Origin of the sequence: Planococcus sp. CP5-4_YE, from assembly GCF_019042655.1 — a bacterium.
In the GTDB taxonomy this organism is placed as follows: domain Bacteria; phylum Bacillota; class Bacilli; order Bacillales_A; family Planococcaceae; genus Planococcus.
The window spans coordinates 20879-38123 of the sequence record NZ_JAHPZO010000022.1; the positions used below are offsets into that span (position 1 = coordinate 20879).

At 47.9% G+C, this 17245-nt stretch carries 18 protein-coding genes and 1 pseudogene; 11 read left to right on the forward strand and 8 right to left on the reverse strand.

Features of this window, described 5'->3' with window-relative positions; translation table 11 throughout:
- The first annotated feature begins 33 nt into the window (after positions 1-33).
- Both rlmD and KTG14_RS16475 read left to right on the forward strand, forming a co-directional pair.
- The gene (gene rlmD, locus KTG14_RS16470; RefSeq protein ID WP_216971902.1) at positions 34-1398 is read left to right on the forward strand and encodes a 23S rRNA (uracil(1939)-C(5))-methyltransferase RlmD; all 1365 of its coding nucleotides are present in this window, start codon (positions 34-36) and stop codon (positions 1396-1398) included.
- 138 nt (positions 1399-1536) lie between these two features.
- A complete protein-coding gene (locus tag KTG14_RS16475) occupies positions 1537-2088 on the forward strand; it encodes a flavodoxin family protein (protein WP_216971903.1) in 552 nt (183 codons plus the stop codon).
- Positions 2089-2147: 59 nt separating this feature from the next.
- Here KTG14_RS16475 and KTG14_RS16480 read toward each other — a convergent pair.
- Positions 2148-2750: pseudogene (locus KTG14_RS16480) on the reverse strand (MFS transporter); the annotation flags it as partial.
- Between the two features lie 79 nt (positions 2751-2829).
- On the opposite strand from KTG14_RS16480, the gene KTG14_RS16485 reads away from it, so the two are divergent.
- The 3 genes from KTG14_RS16485 to KTG14_RS16495 all read left to right on the forward strand — a co-directional run bounded on the left by KTG14_RS16485 (position 2830) and on the right by KTG14_RS16495 (position 5769).
- A complete protein-coding gene (locus KTG14_RS16485; RefSeq protein WP_216971904.1) occupies positions 2830-3210 on the forward strand; it encodes an OsmC family protein in 381 nt (126 codons plus the stop codon).
- Between the two features lie 322 nt (positions 3211-3532).
- The gene (locus KTG14_RS16490) at positions 3533-3730 is read left to right on the forward strand and encodes an SE1561 family protein (RefSeq protein ID WP_211653630.1); all 198 of its coding nucleotides are present in this window, start codon (positions 3533-3535) and stop codon (positions 3728-3730) included.
- A gap of 164 nt (positions 3731-3894) precedes the next feature.
- Positions 3895-5769 carry a heavy metal translocating P-type ATPase gene (locus KTG14_RS16495; RefSeq protein WP_216971905.1) on the forward strand — a complete coding sequence of 625 codons (1875 nt, stop codon included), beginning with the start codon at positions 3895-3897 and terminating at the stop codon, positions 5767-5769.
- 27 nt (positions 5770-5796) lie between these two features.
- Here KTG14_RS16495 and KTG14_RS16500 read toward each other — a convergent pair whose 3' ends face one another.
- Both KTG14_RS16500 and KTG14_RS16505 read right to left on the reverse strand, forming a co-directional pair.
- A complete protein-coding gene (locus KTG14_RS16500; protein WP_216971906.1) occupies positions 5797-6711 on the reverse strand; it encodes a YihY/virulence factor BrkB family protein in 915 nt (304 codons plus the stop codon).
- A 13-nt stretch (positions 6712-6724) separates the two neighbouring features.
- Positions 6725-7189, reverse strand: a complete 465-nt coding sequence (locus tag KTG14_RS16505) for a YtxH domain-containing protein (RefSeq protein WP_216971907.1) — start codon at positions 7187-7189, stop codon at positions 6725-6727.
- A gap of 187 nt (positions 7190-7376) precedes the next feature.
- On the opposite strand from KTG14_RS16505, the gene KTG14_RS16510 reads away from it, so the two are divergent.
- On the forward strand, positions 7377-8738 hold the full coding sequence (locus KTG14_RS16510; protein WP_216971908.1) for an alanine/glycine:cation symporter family protein: 1362 nt from the start codon (positions 7377-7379) through the stop codon (positions 8736-8738).
- Positions 8739-8796: 58 nt separating this feature from the next.
- Positions 8797-9018, forward strand: coding sequence for a DUF1128 domain-containing protein (locus KTG14_RS16515; protein ID WP_068489107.1), 222 nt, complete (start codon positions 8797-8799; stop codon positions 9016-9018).
- A 215-nt stretch (positions 9019-9233) separates the two neighbouring features.
- On the opposite strand, the gene KTG14_RS16520 is transcribed toward KTG14_RS16515, so the two are convergent.
- The 4 genes from KTG14_RS16520 to KTG14_RS16535 all read right to left on the reverse strand — a co-directional run bounded on the left by KTG14_RS16520 (position 9234) and on the right by KTG14_RS16535 (position 13638).
- On the reverse strand, positions 9234-10220 hold the full coding sequence (locus KTG14_RS16520) for a class I SAM-dependent methyltransferase (protein WP_216971909.1): 987 nt from the start codon (positions 10218-10220) through the stop codon (positions 9234-9236).
- On the reverse strand, positions 10217-11524 hold the full coding sequence (locus tag KTG14_RS16525; RefSeq protein ID WP_216971910.1) for an FAD-dependent oxidoreductase: 1308 nt from the start codon (positions 11522-11524) through the stop codon (positions 10217-10219). The genes KTG14_RS16520 and KTG14_RS16525 overlap by 4 nt, the downstream gene beginning before the upstream one ends.
- Before the next feature lie 111 nt (positions 11525-11635).
- Positions 11636-12547: a pseudouridine-5'-phosphate glycosidase gene (locus tag KTG14_RS16530; RefSeq protein WP_216971911.1), complete on the reverse strand. Its 912-nt coding sequence runs from the start codon at positions 12545-12547 to the stop codon at positions 11636-11638.
- Positions 12544-13638: a carbohydrate kinase gene (locus tag KTG14_RS16535; protein WP_216971912.1), complete on the reverse strand. Its 1095-nt coding sequence runs from the start codon at positions 13636-13638 to the stop codon at positions 12544-12546. Before KTG14_RS16535 ends, KTG14_RS16530 begins: the two co-directional genes overlap by 4 nt.
- 148 nt (positions 13639-13786) lie before the next feature.
- Between KTG14_RS16535 and KTG14_RS16540 the strand changes: the two genes are divergently transcribed.
- From KTG14_RS16540 to KTG14_RS16555, 4 genes are all read left to right on the forward strand, one after another.
- Positions 13787-15019, forward strand: coding sequence for an aminopeptidase (locus KTG14_RS16540; RefSeq protein ID WP_216971913.1), 1233 nt, complete (start codon positions 13787-13789; stop codon positions 15017-15019).
- A gap of 84 nt (positions 15020-15103) precedes the next feature.
- Entirely contained in the window at positions 15104-15244 is a 141-nt protein-coding gene (locus tag KTG14_RS16545) for a hypothetical protein (protein WP_167358028.1), read from the forward strand.
- A 128-nt stretch (positions 15245-15372) separates the two neighbouring features.
- Positions 15373-16380 carry a rod-share determining protein MreBH gene (gene mreBH, locus KTG14_RS16550; protein ID WP_216971914.1) on the forward strand — a complete coding sequence of 336 codons (1008 nt, stop codon included), beginning with the start codon at positions 15373-15375 and terminating at the stop codon, positions 16378-16380.
- Positions 16381-16410: 30 nt separating this feature from the next.
- Entirely contained in the window at positions 16411-16983 is a 573-nt protein-coding gene (locus tag KTG14_RS16555; protein ID WP_216971915.1) for a beta-class carbonic anhydrase, read from the forward strand.
- 94 nt (positions 16984-17077) lie between these two features.
- Here KTG14_RS16555 and KTG14_RS16560 read toward each other — a convergent pair.
- Positions 17078-17245: transposase (locus KTG14_RS16560; protein WP_216971918.1), on the reverse strand; the 168-nt coding region annotated here is incomplete at its 5' end.

Sequence of the window (17245 nt, forward strand, 5' to 3'; positions counted from 1 at the left end):
TGATGGGATGACCAACTGAAGGACGTGACCTGCATGACTGAAAAACCAATCATTGAAATGGGACAGAAGTTTCCCTTAACCATTAAAAAACTCGGCATCAACGGAGAAGGCGTCGGCTTTTTCAAACGCAATGTCGTGTTTGTGCCTGGCGCGTTGCCAGGCGAAGAAGTTACCGCGCAAGTGACCATCGTGAAACATAATTTTGCACAGGCCCGGATCCTAAAAATCCGTAAATCTTCTCCACACCGCCAGACGCCGCCATGCCCAATCTTTGAAACATGCGGCGGCTGCCAATTGCAGCATTTGTCCTATAGCCAACAGCTCGTCGAGAAACGCGACCTGGTACTGCAATCACTCGACCGGTATTTACGCGGGACGGATATCCAAGTACGCGAGACGATCGGCATGGACGACCCTTGGCATTACCGCAATAAGAGCCAATTCCAAACACGCAAGAAAGACGGCAAAGTGATGGCTGGCTTGTTTGCGGAAGGCTCCCAACAATTGCTCGATATCGAACAATGCCTCGTGCAGCATCCGGACACGGTGAAAATCACTAATGCTGCGAAGCGCATCATCGAAGAATTGAACTTATCCATCTACGACGGCAAATCGATGAAAGGGCTCGTCCGGACGATCGCTGTCCGGACGGCGGTCAAAACCGGTGAAATCCAGCTGGTGCTCATCACAACGCGTAAAGATATTCCGAAAGAAAAAGTACTCGTCGAACGCCTGAGCGCAATCGACCCGAACTTGGTGTCCATCGTTCAAAACGTCAATACTGAGAAAACTTCATTAGTCTTCGGAGAATCGACGCGTACGTTGTTCGGCAAATCGACCATCCACGAAGAACTCGGCGAATTGTCATTTGATTTATCAGCTCGTGCATTTTTTCAATTGAATCCGGAACAGACCGTGAAACTCTATGATGAAATCAAGCGTGCAGCGAAACTGACCGGCAAGGAATCCGTTGTCGATGCATATTGCGGCGTCGGCACGATCGGCCTTTGGTTAGCTGATTCCGCCCGTGAAATCCGGGGCATGGACACCATTCCGGAAAGCATTGCCGATGCCAAAGCCAACGCAAAAAAACAAGGACACCAAGCGACTTATGTGACAGGCACAGCAGAAAAATGGCTCGATACTTGGCGCAAGGAAGGGTATGTGCCGGATGTATTGACGGTGGATCCGCCACGCACCGGACTTGCGGATTCCTTATTGAAAACCATCTTGAAAGTAAAACCGAAACGTTTCGTCTACACGTCTTGCAACCCGTCGACACTCGCAAAAGACTTGCAGCGGTTGACGAAGATCTACCGCGTCGAATACATTCAGCCGGTAGATATGTTCCCGCAGACTTCTCAAGTTGAAGCGGTGTGCTTGTTGACCTTGAAGTAAAGATGTTTTCTGCTCCTTGATACGCGCTTCCCGTTCGCCCCACTCCAGCTATTGCATTTGATTTTTAGCCGGCCAATAGGTTTTGAAAGCATCCACTGTCAGAGCCCAGGTGAAATCAGCTATCCAGGAGGAATCGTCATGAAGCCGTTAATCATCTATTACTCCCATTCCGGGAACAATCAAAAGCTAGCACTAGAACTGCAAAGCCGGATCGGATGCGAATTACGCGAAATCAAGGAACATAAGAAACGGAAAGATATAGCGATCTTGATGGATTTTCTCATCAAGCGCGACTCCCGATTAGCACCGCTGGATGTTGACTTGAGTGACTATAGCCCTGTGATTTTGCTAGCTCCGATTTGGGCTGGAAAAATTGCGTCGCCGATGCGGACTTTTATCAAAAAGTCAAAAGATGATTTAACCGATTACTCGTTTATTACTATTTGCAGCGGTGCGCCCGGCCAGCGGGAAAAGATTGGCGCAGAACTGTATGCGCTCACCTCCCGTGAACCAGCGGCAATAGCCGAACTGTGGATCAACCACCTGCTTCCTGAAGAACAGCGAAATAAAATCAAGTACACCAATAAGTTTCAGCTTGCGCGCGAGCATTTCAGCCAATTCGATCAAGAAATCAATTTCTTCATTGAAATGGCAATGCATGCAGATAAACATCCCGAAACACTGACATAATTCAAGCCACAGACCAAACCGTTGAATACGGGGCCTATGGCTTTTTTCATGGAACTAAAAAAGTGCAGGAAGCGTCCATTTCCTACACTTGCAGAATGCTCCGGAAAATCATTGCGCAGGAAAAATACCAACGACCAGGCAATCAAGCAGAGAACACCGGAAATGATGAACGGCAAGGCTTCGAACACTTTGACAAGTGGCACAAAAAGCGGGCCTGCACCAAAGCCGACACTGAACGACATGCCGTAGATCGCGATATTGCGACCAAGTTTGTGGTGAGGCGAAGTGCTGGTGATCCAGGTCTGCGTCGAAAAATGCAGCGCCTGGTCCCCCACACCGATCAAAATGCGCAAGACAAACCAAAACAAGACGCTTTTCCATAATGGGAACGCAAGCAAGGCGAGAATCACCATTGCCCCGCCGACGAGAATAAGCGGTTTAAATCCAAACTTTCTTAGCTGTGGCTCCATAAATGGCGCAACAGCGATAATGCCTATGTATAAACCGGTTGCACTGAGGCCGTTCAGTGCAGACGAAACGCCGTCCTGCTCGAAAATGACGGCGATGAGCGGTAGTAGCATGCCTTGTGAAAATCCTGATATCGATACGATGGCGACCAAAATCCAGAATCGGGCACGTTCGCTTGATAAGAAATATTTCATAATGCCTCCTCGAACGAGCACGTTCTTTTCTATTTTTGAAAGTTTCCGATACAATTTTAACATAAGGAGGAGATACAAGATGAAATTTTCCATGAATGAACACGGATTTACCGGGCATTTGCCTTTTGGCGAGCTCCATGTATCGACCAATGAAGAGTATGGTTTCCGCCCTTATCAATTGTTGGTCTCTTCACTGGCCATTTGCAGCGCAGGAATCATCCGGAAAGTACTGGATAAACAACGGATGCCGGCTGAAGACATCGAAGTGGAAGTAAAAGAAATCGTCCGCATTGCTGAAGAAGCGGATCGCGTCTCAAAAGTCCACATGCATTTTCGCATTAAAGGTGATATCAACGAGGCGAAAATGCCCCGCGTGATGGAATTGACGCGTAAAAATTGCTCGATGGTCCGGTCTGTCGAGGAGACAATCGAAATTGTGGAGACATACGAATTGATTTAAACACATTAAAGGCTCAGTCCGTCTCTGCATGGCAGATTGCGGGCTGAGCCTTTATGTTTTATGTTTACAGTTCGTTTCCATAATCGCACTGTCGGTGAAACCACCTAAATGCTCGAATCGCCTCCTCTTTCCTATCGCGTTCTGTTGTGGTTTGGTGATTCGTCTTGTCCTCCCCTCGTAAAGGATTGATGTCACTATACCACATTAATTGAATAGTGTAAATATTCAATTAATATTTTTTTATTATTTCTTCATTTTTTCTGTACTATTGATATTCCTGTAGTTATCGTCTACTATATACAATGGAAATGAGGTGGAATCCATGGGAAAATCCATTACTGATAAGGAACAGCAAGTGACTTATATGAAACAAAGGCTCAGCATGTTCCTCGATGTGTTAGATGCCATTGAACCGGAAAGCACGGAGCTTGAAGATATTGACCGGCTAATTGCCATGGTCGACGATCTGGATAGCAAAATGCAACAGTTCAAAAACCGGCCTTCTACTGAAAACGAATAATCCCCAAGCCCTGAAACTTTAATTTAAAGATTCAGGGCTTTTTTTGTTCGCGAAAGAATAACGCGACCAAAGAAATATTAAGCTAAATCCAGCCTTTATCCACGGTATCATATGATAAACTGACAGTAATTACCGATATCTGACTATTTGATGGAGGAGTGGCTATGTGGAATAAAGTTCGGCCTCATATCGAATTGATCGCTGCGGTGTTATCAGGCATCCTGATCATTATCGCTTATATTCTGGAATTGCAGGATATCGCTCTTCCTTCTGTCATCATCTATTTGCTGGCATTTGTGATCGGCGGCTACGCCAAGGCAAAATATGGCATCAAAAAAACCATTGAAGACAAAGAATTGAATGTCGAGTTCCTGATGATTCTGGCAGCTGTCGGCGCATCCATCATCGGCTATTGGACAGAAGGCGCTATCCTGATCTTCATCTTTGCGTTAAGCGGCGCACTTGAAACTTATACGATGAACAAAAGCCGCAAAGAACTGTCCGCCCTTATGGAAATGCAGCCTGACGAAGCATGGCTGCTGAAAGAGTCCGGCGAAACCATTCGTGTTCCTGTCGGCGAATTGAACACTGGAGACCTGGTCTCCGTCCGGCCTGGCGAGCGCATTCCCGTCGACGGAGAAGTCCACTCCGGGCAAACCGCTGTCGACGAATCCGCCATCAGTGGCGAAGCGATTCCGGTGTCCAAATACCAACACGATAATTTGTTTGCGGGCACCGTCAATTTGTCCGGCTCGATTACGATGATCATGACCAAACCGAGTTCTGAAACGATGTTCCAAAAGATCATCGAGCTCGTGCAATCTGCCGAAAGCGAGAAGTCTCCCTCCCAACAATTCATCGAACGCTTTGAAGGCTGCTATGTCAAAATTGTCTTGATTGTCTTCGCACTCATGCTGTTCCTGCCCCATTTTCTCTTTGGCTGGAGCTGGAACGAAACCTTCTACCGGGCGATGGTACTGCTTGTGGTGGCATCGCCTTGTGCATTGGTTGCGTCTATTATGCCTGCTACACTAGCCGCCATTTCCAACGGTGCCAAGAGCGGTGTCATCTTTAAGGGCGGAGCGCATCTTGAGAATTTAAGCGTCATTAAAGCCATCGCATTCGATAAAACCGGTACATTGACTCGTGGCAAACCCGAAGTGACGGATTTCATCATCCGTCAAGATGCAGATCGCGAACACGTAATGGCGCTGGTCGCAGGAATTGAATCTCAATCCAACCATCCGCTCGCAAAAGCGATGACCGATTTTGTCATCCAGCAAGGATTCGAGCCGCTGCGCAATCTACAAGTCGTGGATGTGCCCGGTAACGGGTTGCAAACACAATTCAATAACGATGAAATCCTAATAGGCAAACCCGGCTTTGTCGGCGAGCAAGAAGCGTATGCTTTTGAAGGCGGGATTCTCGAAAGTCTGGCGAATCAAGGAAAAACCGTTACTTTTGTGAGGGATGGGCATGGCATACTCGCTGCCATGGCGTTAAAAGACACTGTCCGCGACATTACCAAATCCACCATCGCCGAACTTCAGGACAGTGGCATTTACTGCATTATGCTGACCGGGGATAATCGCAAAACCGCAAAAGCCATTGCAGAAGAGACTGGCGTTGATGAATACATCGCCGAATGCCTGCCTGGCGACAAAGTGCTACACTTGAAAAACTTAATAGCTCAATACAAATACGTGGCGATGACAGGAGACGGCATTAATGACGCACCTGCTCTTGCGACAGCGACAACCGGCATCGCGATGGGTGAAGGAACCGATATTGCCCTAGAAACCGCGGATGTTATTTTGATGAAAAATGATTTATCCCGCATTTCCTACTCGATCCGGCTAGCGCGAAAAATGCAGCGCATTGTCAAACAGAATATCTTTTTCTCTGTCGCTGTCATACTGGTGCTCATTTTATCAAATTTTTTCCAGGCGATTTCTTTGCCGCTCGGCGTTATCGGTCACGAAGGCAGCACCATCTTGGTCATCTTGAACGGATTGCGCACGCTCAACCGAAAAGTCTAAAATTCCATAAAAAAAGACGGCTCTCCCTCATTTATTGGGGATTGCCGTCTTCTTTTTATGCAGCCGTTTTCTGGATAGCCGCCTTCCTTGCATGACGGCATTGATCTGCCCGCCGATGATCAACAGCATTGCGGAAAGGTAAAGCCACAGCAATAGCAGGATAATCCCTCCGATGCTTCCATAGGTGGCCGAGAAATTACCAAAGTTATTGATATAAATGGAGAACAAAAATGACAGTAAAAGCCAGCCGAGCGATGCGAAAGCTGCTCCAGGAAGTACTGTCCAGAAACTGATCCGTACATTCGGCGCCAGCCAATAAATCACGGCACATACAATGAATGTAATCAAGGCCGGAATGGTGAAACGGATCATTCCCCACAATTCCAAGAACCCTTCCTCAAGCCCGAGAAATGCAAAAAAGAACAGCCCGATCTGGCGGCCGAATATCGGCAGCGCCAGTGCTACCACCAGCATAATAATCAACAGAATGGTCATTAAAATCGACATGCCCCTCGCGATTAATAGTGGCCTGCTTTCCTTCACTCCATATGTAGCATTTAAGGATTTGATCAATGCATCCATCCCGAGGCTCGCTGACCAGATTGTCGCGAGCACGCCGAATGATAACAAACCACTGTTTTGGTCAGTTAAGATTTCATTCAAGGTCTGCTCAATCAGCGCATACACCTCTGCTGGAATGACATCTTCCATAAACAGAAAAACCTCTTCCCTTGGCAGATTCAAATAGGGAAGCAAAGTGACTAGGAAAATCAGCAGCGGAAAAATCGATAATAGGAAAAAAAACGCCAATTGCGCTCCGAGTCCCTGCACATCGACGTCTTTAATCCGTATTCCTAATTCTTTTATAAATCCACGGCCAGTCAATACGTTATATTTCGGTTTCCGTACTTGGGACTGGCCGCCTTTTTTAGGCATTGCCATGAACTTGTACCGCTTAGTTGCGGTTCTGGTTCTGGGAGTTGGTATTGTTTGAAGAAGAGTCGTTTGCTGAAGAAGAATCATCCGTCAGTGAAGAACTCGGCGACGGGTTGTCTTCTTTAACCGCTGACATAACGTCTTCTTTAGTATCGATTACCGCTTCTTTCGTTTCCATCACTGCGCCTTTTGCATCCTGTGCTACTTCTTTCACTTCAGGGACAAGCTTTTTCACTTGTTCTACCTTTCCCCCTACATAAGCAGCATCTTCGGAAATACGGGCATAAAGATTTTGAGCACGTTCTGCCTGTTCTTTAAAAGCGGACTTCAACTCATCTTTATTACTTGCATAGTATTTAGCGTTATCGCTTGCTCTTTTCGATTTGTCCATCACATCTTCACGCGTATTACGGTCCAAAAGTGAAACTAGTGCACCTACAGCCGCGCCTACTACTATTCCTGTCATTAATTTGTTTTGGCTCATTCCAAATTCCTCCTAGTATAAAATATAGTTTCTATCATACTTCGAATTTTTCCCTCTTCATCCATAATCTAAACACTTCGTAAATTATTTTTTAAAAATAACTTGACTATAATATAAAACTTTCGGAATATTAACACTACAGGAGGAATTATACTAAAGAAGAGAGTAATAAAAAGGGGGAGAACAGATGGAGGCATTAACAGAATTTCTAGGCACGATCAGCGGTTATGTATGGGGACCACCGCTTTTGATTCTCTTGGTGGGGACTGGGATTTTCCTGACTGTACGCTTGGGGCTCTTGCAATTGCGCCTTTTGCCGTATGCATTAAAGCTGACGTTCAGCAAAAATCCGGATAAAGATGCGCAAGGCGACATTTCTCATTTTCAGGCCTTATCGACGGCGATGGCCGCGACAGTCGGAACAGGAAATATCGTGGGCGTTGCGACCGCCGTCATTCTCGGCGGCCCTGGAGCGGTCTTCTGGATGTGGTTTTCTGCATTCTTCGGGATGGCAACCAAATACGGTGAAGCCGTCCTCGCCGTTAAATACCGCATCGTCGATCCAAAAGGCCAAATGGCTGGCGGGCCGATGTATTACCTCGAACACGGATTGAAACAGAAATGGCTCGCTGTGCTGTTTGCGATATTCGGCTCGATTGCAGCGTTCGGCATCGGAAACGGTACACAATCCAACTCCGTCGCTTCCGTCGTGCGCGATACGTTCTCTGTGCCGACATGGGTCACTGGCATCATCTTGACAATTTTTGCAGCCGTCGTCATCATTGGCGGAATAAAGACAATTGGTAAAGTTACCGCATTTTTTGTTCCATTCATGGCCTTATTCTATATCATTGCAGGAATCATCATCATGATCCTCAATATGGATCTCATTCCTACAGCCATCGGCACGATCTTCAGCGCCGCTTTCACAGGTGAAGCGGCCGTAGGCGGTGCCATCGGTGCTGCCATCCGCTATGGTGTCGCACGAGGCGTCTTCTCCAACGAAGCAGGTCTTGGATCTGCACCGATCGCTGCTGCTGCTGCAAAAACCGACATGCCTGGTCGCCAGGCGTTGGTATCGATGACACAAGTATTGTTCGATACTTTGATCATCTGTTCGATCACTGGTATTACAATCGTCATGTCTGGCTTGTATTTGGATGAGAGCCTTGAAGGCGCTGCGCTGACTACCGCTGCATTCGAGCAGTTCCTTGGCGGTGCTGGCCCGATAATTGTCGCAGTCGGCCTGATTTTCTTCGCCTCTTCGACAATTATCGGCTGGTCTTACTACGGCGAGAAATGTTTCCAGTACTTGTTCAAGAATCCAAACTTATTGATCGTCTACCGCATCGCTTTCGTTACGATGGTATTTGTCGGTGCAACCGTTTCGCTTGATGTTGTATGGACATTCTCTGATGTCATGAACGGCTTAATGGCATTCCCGAACTTGATCGGCCTTCTCGGACTTTCCGGCGTCATCGTTTACGAGACGAAGAAAATCACGGCGAAGATCAAAGAAGAGAAAGAACAGGCTCGCTCTGGCAATTGACATTCCATTTGAATAATGAAATGATAAAGCATACCCACCCGAAAGGCAGGAATGGATCATGGATTTATCCAAACAGTCACCTGAGAACGTCGATTTTATGATTGAGGAAATAAAAACGAAACTGCGTATGGTCAATGTTGATGCAATGAAAGCGGAGCATTTCAATTCTTCCGAGTACGAAGACTTGCGTGAAATTTACGAGATGGTCAAAAACCGCGATAATTTCAGCCCGAATGAAATGCAGGCCATTGCCTCTGAACTTGGTTCATTACGCAAATAAGGAAAGCCCTGAAGCATTTAGCTTCAGGGCTTTTTTTGTGCTTTGCTTTGGCAGAGCCAGCTTCTCGGGTCATAAGCCGACTCTCCTGTGCGGCAAAGAGCGCCGCTTCGGGAACTCGTCTTACGCCTGTCGAGTCATAACGGCCATTTTGCTTACGCGGCCAATAACGCCGCTTCAGCAAACCGTCTTGTGCTTGTCGGGTCTACACGGCTGTCTCAGCTTTTCTTTTCATATTGCACGATGTACCAGCCGCCTTCTTTGATGACAGTGCGGAGGCTAAGAAATTCCAGGTTGGATTCTTCGCCCCATTCGATAAGTTCTTCTCTTTTCGGTAACCGATAGAGATTGTCGAACGACGAGAAGAAGCTATTGAAGACATTGGCGAACGGCGGGCTGTCCGGGCCGCCGGCGATCGGGGTGACAATCGAGAAAATGCCGCCTGGTGCGATCCAGTTGCTAATTTCCTTGAATAAGGGCTGGCGCTTTTCGAGCGGGATGTAATGCAATACGTTATTGAGCATGACCATATCTTGCGGGGATTCAGGCTTGTAATTCCACAGGTCTGCCTGTTCAATAGAGACATTGTTTAGGTTTACTGTCAGTTCTTTCGCCTTTTCGACGACTTCCTCGCTGATTTCGATTCCCGTAAATTGAGTCGTTGGGAATCGCTGGCCCAATTTCTTTATGTAGCCGCCTTCCCCACAGCCGATATCGAGCACGCGGTGGCAGTCTTTTTCCTTCAATCGCTTAGCCATTTTCGGATACGCCAATACTTCAAGCAAACGGCTCGTTTCCGCGACAGTTGATGCATGTTCATCCTCATCAAAGTGAAGGCGGCTTTGGTTGCGCATCATTTTCGGGTATTCCAAAAGTGTCGGGATATGCAGTTCCATCATTTCCTTCAGCAATACCCCCGATGAATTATTGCCTTTTGATTTCGGCAATTTCCAGCGATTCTTTATTTGGTAGCGGTTGCGCTCGGTCTCTTTCAGGTAGCCGATCGAGACGCCGATTGCTACCCATTGTGCCAGTAATTGCTCATCGAGTGACAATGCATCTGCCACGTCGAATTGAGTCATTGGGCGCTCAAAGGCCTTGTATAAGTCCAGTTCGTAGCCGACATATGCATGCCAACTGTAAAGGAAGGGCTCATTGCGTTTCATATACGTTCTTGCCTTCACCATCTTCATTATATCGATCATATAAGTCCCTCCACTTTCCACGGGTAGTCGTCTTCCGGTTTGTAGTATTTTAGTTCTTTCGTGTCTTCTGTCAATTCCTTCGCGCGTACCGGCATGAATCCGCCTTGGATAAAGCGGTCCCGGACATTCTCTTTCCATAAACCAAGCCCAGAGACATTTAGCATTTGTTTAAAATGAAGAATTGGATCTTCTTCCATACGCTCAAAAGTACGTTGGCGCAAATAGCTGACCGGACGATACGGGAAAGAATAGGCGAGCGCCGCCAAATGACTTAATTGGATGACGTGGTCTGCACGGCGGTAGCGCACTTTTTCATACCACTTCAAGTTGGTTGTATCTTTTTTTTCCTCAGCCAGCATATCCGCAGTCAATTCCCCCAACACATCAGCATCCTGTATCGCCATGTTCATTCCTTCACCAGCCATTGGATGGACGGCATGTGCCGCATCTCCAATAATCGCTTTATTGCCTTTTACATAGGATTCAGCATGATACATAACGGGAATCATCAGCTGGATCTTTTTCCAGTCGGTCAAGCGCTGGACATATCCGTCCACTGCCGGTGCCAAATCGGTATAGAGCTTATGGAAATGGCTGATGGGCTTTTCCTTCAGCGTTTTATAATCCCCGGGCGGAATCAAATAGACGCTGCGTACTTGGTCATCGGGAAGCGGGAATAGCCCAAGGAAACGATTGTAGGTTGAGATGATCTTGCCGTCTGTGAAACTTTCGGCACGAGGAAACGTTACCGTCAGAAAATGGTGGTTGTACGTTGTCTGCTTCACTTCAACTTTCATCGCTTTTCTGGTCACTGACGACCGCCCTTCCGCACCAAAGAAAAAGTTGGCTTCCACTTCGAACTTTTCACTTCCTTTTTGAAGAATGGCGGTGTTCACTGTATAACCTTTGCAAGCAGTTCCTTTCAAGTAATGGAAGTTTTCGTATTCACAAGCCGCCTTCTGGATGATGGTCTTCAGCTCTTCATGATGGATCATATAAGCGGCATTGTATTTTCCAGGCAATACGTTGTAATCCATGAATGATTGGTCTTTCACTTTCAATGTGCTGGAGAGTTCCAGCATATCGAGTACTCTGATTTCATTGGAACGATCGCAAATCGAGTCGTATACTCCTAGCCCATCAAACACCTGCATGCTCTTTGGCTGCAGCAACTCTCCTTTATAGGTAGGAGAGCGCACAGCCATGCGTTCGGCAAGTACGACATCAAAACCGCGCCGCGCCAGCTTCAATGCGAGCGTCAAACCGCCTATTCCCCCTCCACCGATAAACACATCCGTTTTCATGAGCTTCAACTCCTTATTTTTCCTTACCCTGAAAAAGAGCTCCTGAAAACAGAACCACCTGCAAACAATAAAAAAAGACCCTCAAGGGGTCTTTTTTTTCACAATTTGTCCTTAAAGTGCGTTATAGGAAACGGCGAGTTCCGCTCCGACTTTTGCATTGTACTTAACGAGTTCGATGTTGGCGACTAGGCTCTTGCCTTCTGTCAATTCTTTTACTTTGCCTAGAAGGAATGGCGTCACGTCTTTGCCATTGATGCCGTTTGCTTTCGCGTCCGCCATCGCCTGTTCAATGATGCCATCAATAAAGTCTTTATCAAGGGCATATTCCTGTGGAATCGGGTTGGCGATGACTGCCCCGCCTTTCAAGCCGAGCGACCATTGCGCTTTCAGGATAGCTGCTAGCTCTTCTGTGGATTGCGAACCGGAATTCAACGGGAAGCCGCTGTGGCGTGTGTAGAATGCCGGCATCTCGTCTGTTTGGTAGCCGATGACCGGAACACCTTTTGTTTCGAGGTATTCAAGTGTCAGCCCGATGTCGAGAATCGACTTCGCACCTGCACAGACGACAGCAACGCCTGTATTCGACAACTCTTCCAAGTCAGCCGAAATATCCATTGTCGCTTCCGCCCCTCGGTGGACTCCGCCGATGCCGCCGGTCGCAAAGACGCGGATGCCAGCAAGCTCTGCACAGATCATTGTCGCGGCAACCGTCGTCGCTCCGATTTTTTTCATCGCGAGCAATTGGCCGATGTCTCGGCGGGATACTTTCGCAACGTCCGGTGAATTGCCCAGAAGTTCCAGTTCTTCATCCGATAAGCCAATTTTAATCTGCCCGTCCATCAGCGCGATCGTTGCCGGAACGGCTCCGTTGTCGCGGACAATCTGTTCGACTTCACGCGCGGTTTCCACGTTTTGTGGATAAGGCATGCCGTGGGAGATGATCGTCGATTCCAAAGCGACGATTGGTTTTTTCTGTTCGATGGCTTCTTGCACTTCTGTTGAATAGCTGATCATGTTTGTCATTTCAATTCCTCCAGTTCTTTGGTTAACACCTTTTCAGTTAATTCGGGACGTACTGTCTGGCTGCTTGCGAGCGTCTTCGCTGCATTCAGCATGCCCATCTGCACCGCTTGATGAAAATCATAGCCGGATAGATAGGCATGAAGCAGGCCGCCCGAGAAGGCGTCCCCAGCTCCGGTGACATCTTCCACTTGCTGTGTTTCGATTGCCGGGAAATGTATTACGCCATTTTTATCTCCTGCCATGGCGCCGTCTTTTCCGCCGGTCACAATCGCTGTTTTGGCGCCTTGTTCAAGAAGCAATTCGACCGCACGCCTCCAACCGGCTTGATTGTGTATGGATATGCCTAGCCTGAGAGCTGCTTCATCACGGTTCAGGATCAGAAACGAAACCCCGTTCAAATCTTCACCTAGACGATCCATCTTGGGGGCCGATACGGGAATGATGGCAAGCGGCACTTGTGAAGTCACTGCTAAATTCTGCAAATACTTTACGGTTTCTTTCGGGCAATTCAAGTCGACTGCCAATAAGTTCGCGCGCATCAACTTGCTGCGATGCTGCTCCAGGTAATCCGGGGTCAATTCTGTGTAGATGTCCATATCCGCAAGCGCCAAAGTCATCTCGCCGCCAGGTTCCAACACGGCGGTATAGCTGCCCGTCGCGCCTTCTGAAAGTGTCTTAGTCATGCCGGTGTCCATATAAGGCGAAGAAACTTCTTCGATGAAACGCCATTCCGGATCATCTCCGGCAACCGATACCAATTGAACTTCGTGCCCAAGGCGGCCCAGGTTTTCGGCGATATTGCGCGCGACACCCCCGACGCTTCTCGTTACCGTTGCCGGATTCGAGGTGCCGTGGATAGACGGTGCTTTTAAGTGAAATTTACGGTCCACATTGGCCCCACCGATGCACAGGATTGCATTTTCCTCGGGCAGTACATATGCACGGCCGAGAATCCTGCCTTGCTTGATAAGCCCGGAGATTAAGTTGGCTAATGAAGGACGTGAAATTCCCAGTGCATCTGCCATCTCTTGTTGGGACAAATACGGATTGCACTCAATCAACGCTAAGATTTTCTGTTCATTGAGATTCATTGGCTCACCCCCCTTTTTTTAAACTTTTGTTTATATATTAAACTTTTATAATCAAGGATGCAACTCATTTTTCTTTCATGCATCCGACTGTTGCGCTATGCGTTTGAATATTGCTACTATAGAAAGGATGAGAGGAGTGTTTTTGGAAATGACTACATTTGATGAAAAGTTATCTCGTTATGCAGAGTTAGCGGTAAAGGTAGGCGTCAATATCCAGCCTGACCAAAAATTGTATATTGCAGCTTCCATAGATGCAGCACCGTTTGTCCGCTTGATTACCAAGAAAGCTTACGAAGAAGGTGCTAGGCAAGTATTCGTGGATTGGAGCGATGATGTGATTTCCCGCACGCGCTTCGAGAAAGCACCGGACGATTCTTTCGCGGAATTCCCGGAATGGAAAGTCCAGGAGCGGGAACAATTGGCTGAACAAGGCGCAGCATTCATCAGCGTCGTTTCGCAAAGCCCGGACTTGCTAAAAGGCATTGATTCCAAGCGCATTTCTGCGTCCCAAAAAGCGACTGGCCAAGCGCTGAGTAAATACCGCCAGTACGTGCAGTCCGATAAAATCAGCTGGTGCGTCCTTGCAGCTCCGTCCGAGCAATGGGCGAAAAAAGTGTTCCCGGACCTTCCGGAAAACGAGCAAGTGGATGCTTTATGGGAAGCGATTTTCAAAGCTGTCCGCGCAGATACGCAAGATCCTATCGAAGCTTGGCTGGAGCATGACCGTACACTCCACACCAAAGCCGATTATTTGAACGAAAAGAAATACGCCAAGCTTCATTACCAGGCACCAGGCACCGACCTCGAAGTGGCACTGCCAAAAGGCCATCTATGGGCAGGCGCTGGTTCCGTCAACGAAAAAGGCGATACTTTCATGGCCAATATGCCGACGGAAGAAGTCTTCACGGTGCCGCATAAAGATGATGTCAACGGCTTTGTCTCGAGCACCAAACCGCTAAGCTATGGCGGCAATATCATCGACGGCTTTAAAATTACGTTCGAAGAAGGGCGCATCACCGATGTGTCCGCCGAACAAGGCGAAGAAGTGTTGAAGGAATTGGTTGCCACGGATGAAGGCTCCCACCGCCTCGGCGAAGTGGCATTAGTTCCGCACCAATCGCCGATTTCAGATTCCGGCATTTTGTTCTTCAACACATTATTCGATGAAAATGCGTCCAACCACTTCGCGATTGGCAGTGCGTACGCGTTCTGCCTAGAAGGCGGCAAAACGATGTCAGCGGATGAATTAAAAGAGCACGGCTTGAACCAAAGCATCACGCATGTCGATTTCATGGTCGGCTCTGCCGATATGGACATCGACGGCATTTTGGAAGATGGCACGCGCGAACCGATTTTCAGAAGCGGCAACTGGGCGTTTTAAAGGTCGATAATTCGACACTTAATTTTCCATGCGTTTTCATGTATACTGAGTATGATAATTACAGTTTAGAGAGGGGTTATCATCATGCTTTACGGTATTACTGCTGTCCTCGGATTCATGGCTGTGATCTTCATGTTCTTCTTCACCCTGCTTCATTTTCTTGGCAAAGAGCTTCATAGCCATGATGCAGAGCATATTGATCCGCTTCCGAAAGAGCGTCATTAAGTAAAAAAGCTCTGCCTCGCATATGCGGGGCAGAGCTTTTTTCTGTTTCTCCTCCCTCTATCACATCTCACAGAAAAGTGATAAAATTTGAATAAGCAGTGTTTATACCGATTAGGAGGAATTCATTCATGTTTTCTGCAACGGATATCGGGATCGATCTCGGTACCGCCAATATTCTTGTTTATACAAAGTCGAAAGGCGTCATTTTGAATGAACCATCCATCGTCGCCCTCGATGCCCGCAGCGGCGCTATCATTGCCATCGGCTCCGAGGCAAAAGCAATGCTTGGCAAAGCACCTGATTCCATCCGCATCGTGCGCCCGATGAAAGAAGGAGTTATCGCCGATTTTGATGTCACCCGTGAGCTCTTGAAACTGGTTATGCAAAAAGCCGCTAAACAGCTAGGTGGTTCATTGCGCAAACCAAAGGTCATGGTCTGTACCCCGTCTGGCGCAACGGCTGTTGAACGCCGAGCCATTCACGACGCCGTGAAACAAAGCGGTGCCAAATCCGTACACTTGATCGAAGAAACCGTAGCCGCAGCAATCGGCGCTAATTTACCGATCACGGAACCTGTCGCTTCGGTCATCGTCGATATCGGCGGGGGTACGACAGAAGTCGCCATCATTTCCTTTGGAGGCGTCGTGTCTTCCAACACGATCAAGATTGCAGGCGACCGGATGGATGAAGACATCATCCATTATGTGCGCAAGCATTATAATCTATTGATCGGTGAGAAGACGGCCGAAACAATCAAAAAAGAAATCGGCTACGCGCCGATTCCTCACGAGCCGAAGAAGATGAATATTCGCGGACGCGATGTCTTAAGCGGATTGCCGAAGACGATCGAATTGAGTTCCGACGAAATGCAAAAAGCACTTGGCGAGTCTTTGTCGGCCATCCTCGAATGCATCCGAGCGACACTGGAGAATTGCCCTGCTGAATTGTCTGGCGATATGGTTGACCAGGGTGTCGTCATTTCTGGCGGCGGCGCTTTGTTGAAAGGCTTGCAGGAATGGCTCGCGCAAGAAATTTCCGTACCGGTCCACATCGCCCCAGACCCGCTAGAATCCGTTGCGATTGGCACCGGCCGTTCGCTCGGCATGATTGACCAGCTCGAGAAAATGTCGCGCTGACTTACACCCCACCATCAAGGAGGAAAAACGATGTCTTTATTGAATGAGATTTTGGATTACAACGAAAAATTTGTAGAAGAAAAACACTATGAGGAATTCATCACCACCAATCTCCCGGATAAGCGGATCGTCATCTTGACTTGCATGGATACCCGCCTGCTTGAACTCTTGCCAAAAGCGATGAACTTCAAAAACGGCGATGTGAAAATCGTTAAAAGTGCTGGCGCTATCATTAACCATCCGTTTGGCGGCATCATGCGCAGTTTGTTCGTCGCGGTGTACGAATTGAAGGCTGATGAGATTTATATTATCGGCCATCACGATTGCGGCATGGCGAAAGTGAAACCCGAAGGCATCCTCGAAAAGATGAAAGAACGCGGCATTGAAGAAAGTACGATCGAACAAATGAAATTCTCTGGCGTTAACCTCGACGAATGGCTGAAAGGCTTCGACAATGTATCGGATAGCGTACGCCATAGCGTCGACATGGTCCGCCATCATCCTTTGATGGATAAAACCGTTCCCGTCCACGGCCTTGTCATCGACCCGAAAACTGGAAAACTCGACGTCGTCATCGACGGCAATAAAGACGAAAACCGCTGAGGAATCTCAGCGGTTTTCTCAGCTTGTTGAGAAACTCATTTTGTATGTGACTGGCTATTGGCGAGTCAGAAATACATGGGTTTCCAGTTGATTTTTAGGCCCTCTTGCTAAGCAAGAGGGCCATTTTCTTGATGTTTTGCGTCGCGGCGGTCAGATATGCTTGTTCTTGGACAGACTGGTGCCCGCGTCGCCTTGCGTATCGAAAACCATGAAGTTCTTTCGCATCGGCGAAACTCCGTTCAATCGTCTGGCTGCGCAGGCG

Excerpts from the sequence above, each read along its gene's own strand:
- rlmD (WP_216971902.1), top strand. The coding sequence starts at position 34 with ATGACTGAAAAACCAATCATTGAAATGGGACAGAAGTTTCCCTTAACC.
- KTG14_RS16475 (WP_216971903.1), top strand. The coding sequence starts at position 1,537 with ATGAAGCCGTTAATCATCTATTACTCCCATTCCGGGAACAATCAAAAG.
- KTG14_RS16485 (WP_216971904.1), top strand. The coding sequence starts at position 2,830 with ATGAAATTTTCCATGAATGAACACGGATTTACCGGGCATTTGCCTTTT.
- KTG14_RS16490 (WP_211653630.1), top strand. The coding sequence starts at position 3,533 with ATGGGAAAATCCATTACTGATAAGGAACAGCAAGTGACTTATATGAAA.
- KTG14_RS16495 (WP_216971905.1), top strand. The coding sequence starts at position 3,895 with ATGTGGAATAAAGTTCGGCCTCATATCGAATTGATCGCTGCGGTGTTA.
- KTG14_RS16500 (WP_216971906.1), bottom strand. The coding sequence starts at position 6,711 with ATGGCAATGCCTAAAAAAGGCGGCCAGTCCCAAGTACGGAAACCGAAA.
- KTG14_RS16505 (WP_216971907.1), bottom strand. The coding sequence starts at position 7,189 with ATGAGCCAAAACAAATTAATGACAGGAATAGTAGTAGGCGCGGCTGTA.
- KTG14_RS16510 (WP_216971908.1), top strand. The coding sequence starts at position 7,377 with ATGGAGGCATTAACAGAATTTCTAGGCACGATCAGCGGTTATGTATGG.
- KTG14_RS16515 (WP_068489107.1), top strand. The coding sequence starts at position 8,797 with ATGGATTTATCCAAACAGTCACCTGAGAACGTCGATTTTATGATTGAG.
- KTG14_RS16520 (WP_216971909.1), bottom strand. The coding sequence starts at position 10,220 with ATGATCGATATAATGAAGATGGTGAAGGCAAGAACGTATATGAAACGC.
- KTG14_RS16525 (WP_216971910.1), bottom strand. The coding sequence starts at position 11,524 with ATGAAAACGGATGTGTTTATCGGTGGAGGGGGAATAGGCGGTTTGACG.
- KTG14_RS16530 (WP_216971911.1), bottom strand. The coding sequence starts at position 12,547 with ATGACAAACATGATCAGCTATTCAACAGAAGTGCAAGAAGCCATCGAA.
- KTG14_RS16535 (WP_216971912.1), bottom strand. The coding sequence starts at position 13,638 with ATGAATCTCAATGAACAGAAAATCTTAGCGTTGATTGAGTGCAATCCG.
- KTG14_RS16540 (WP_216971913.1), top strand. The coding sequence starts at position 13,787 with ATGACTACATTTGATGAAAAGTTATCTCGTTATGCAGAGTTAGCGGTA.
- KTG14_RS16545 (WP_167358028.1), top strand. The coding sequence starts at position 15,104 with ATGCTTTACGGTATTACTGCTGTCCTCGGATTCATGGCTGTGATCTTC.
- mreBH (WP_216971914.1), top strand. The coding sequence starts at position 15,373 with ATGTTTTCTGCAACGGATATCGGGATCGATCTCGGTACCGCCAATATT.
- KTG14_RS16555 (WP_216971915.1), top strand. The coding sequence starts at position 16,411 with ATGTCTTTATTGAATGAGATTTTGGATTACAACGAAAAATTTGTAGAA.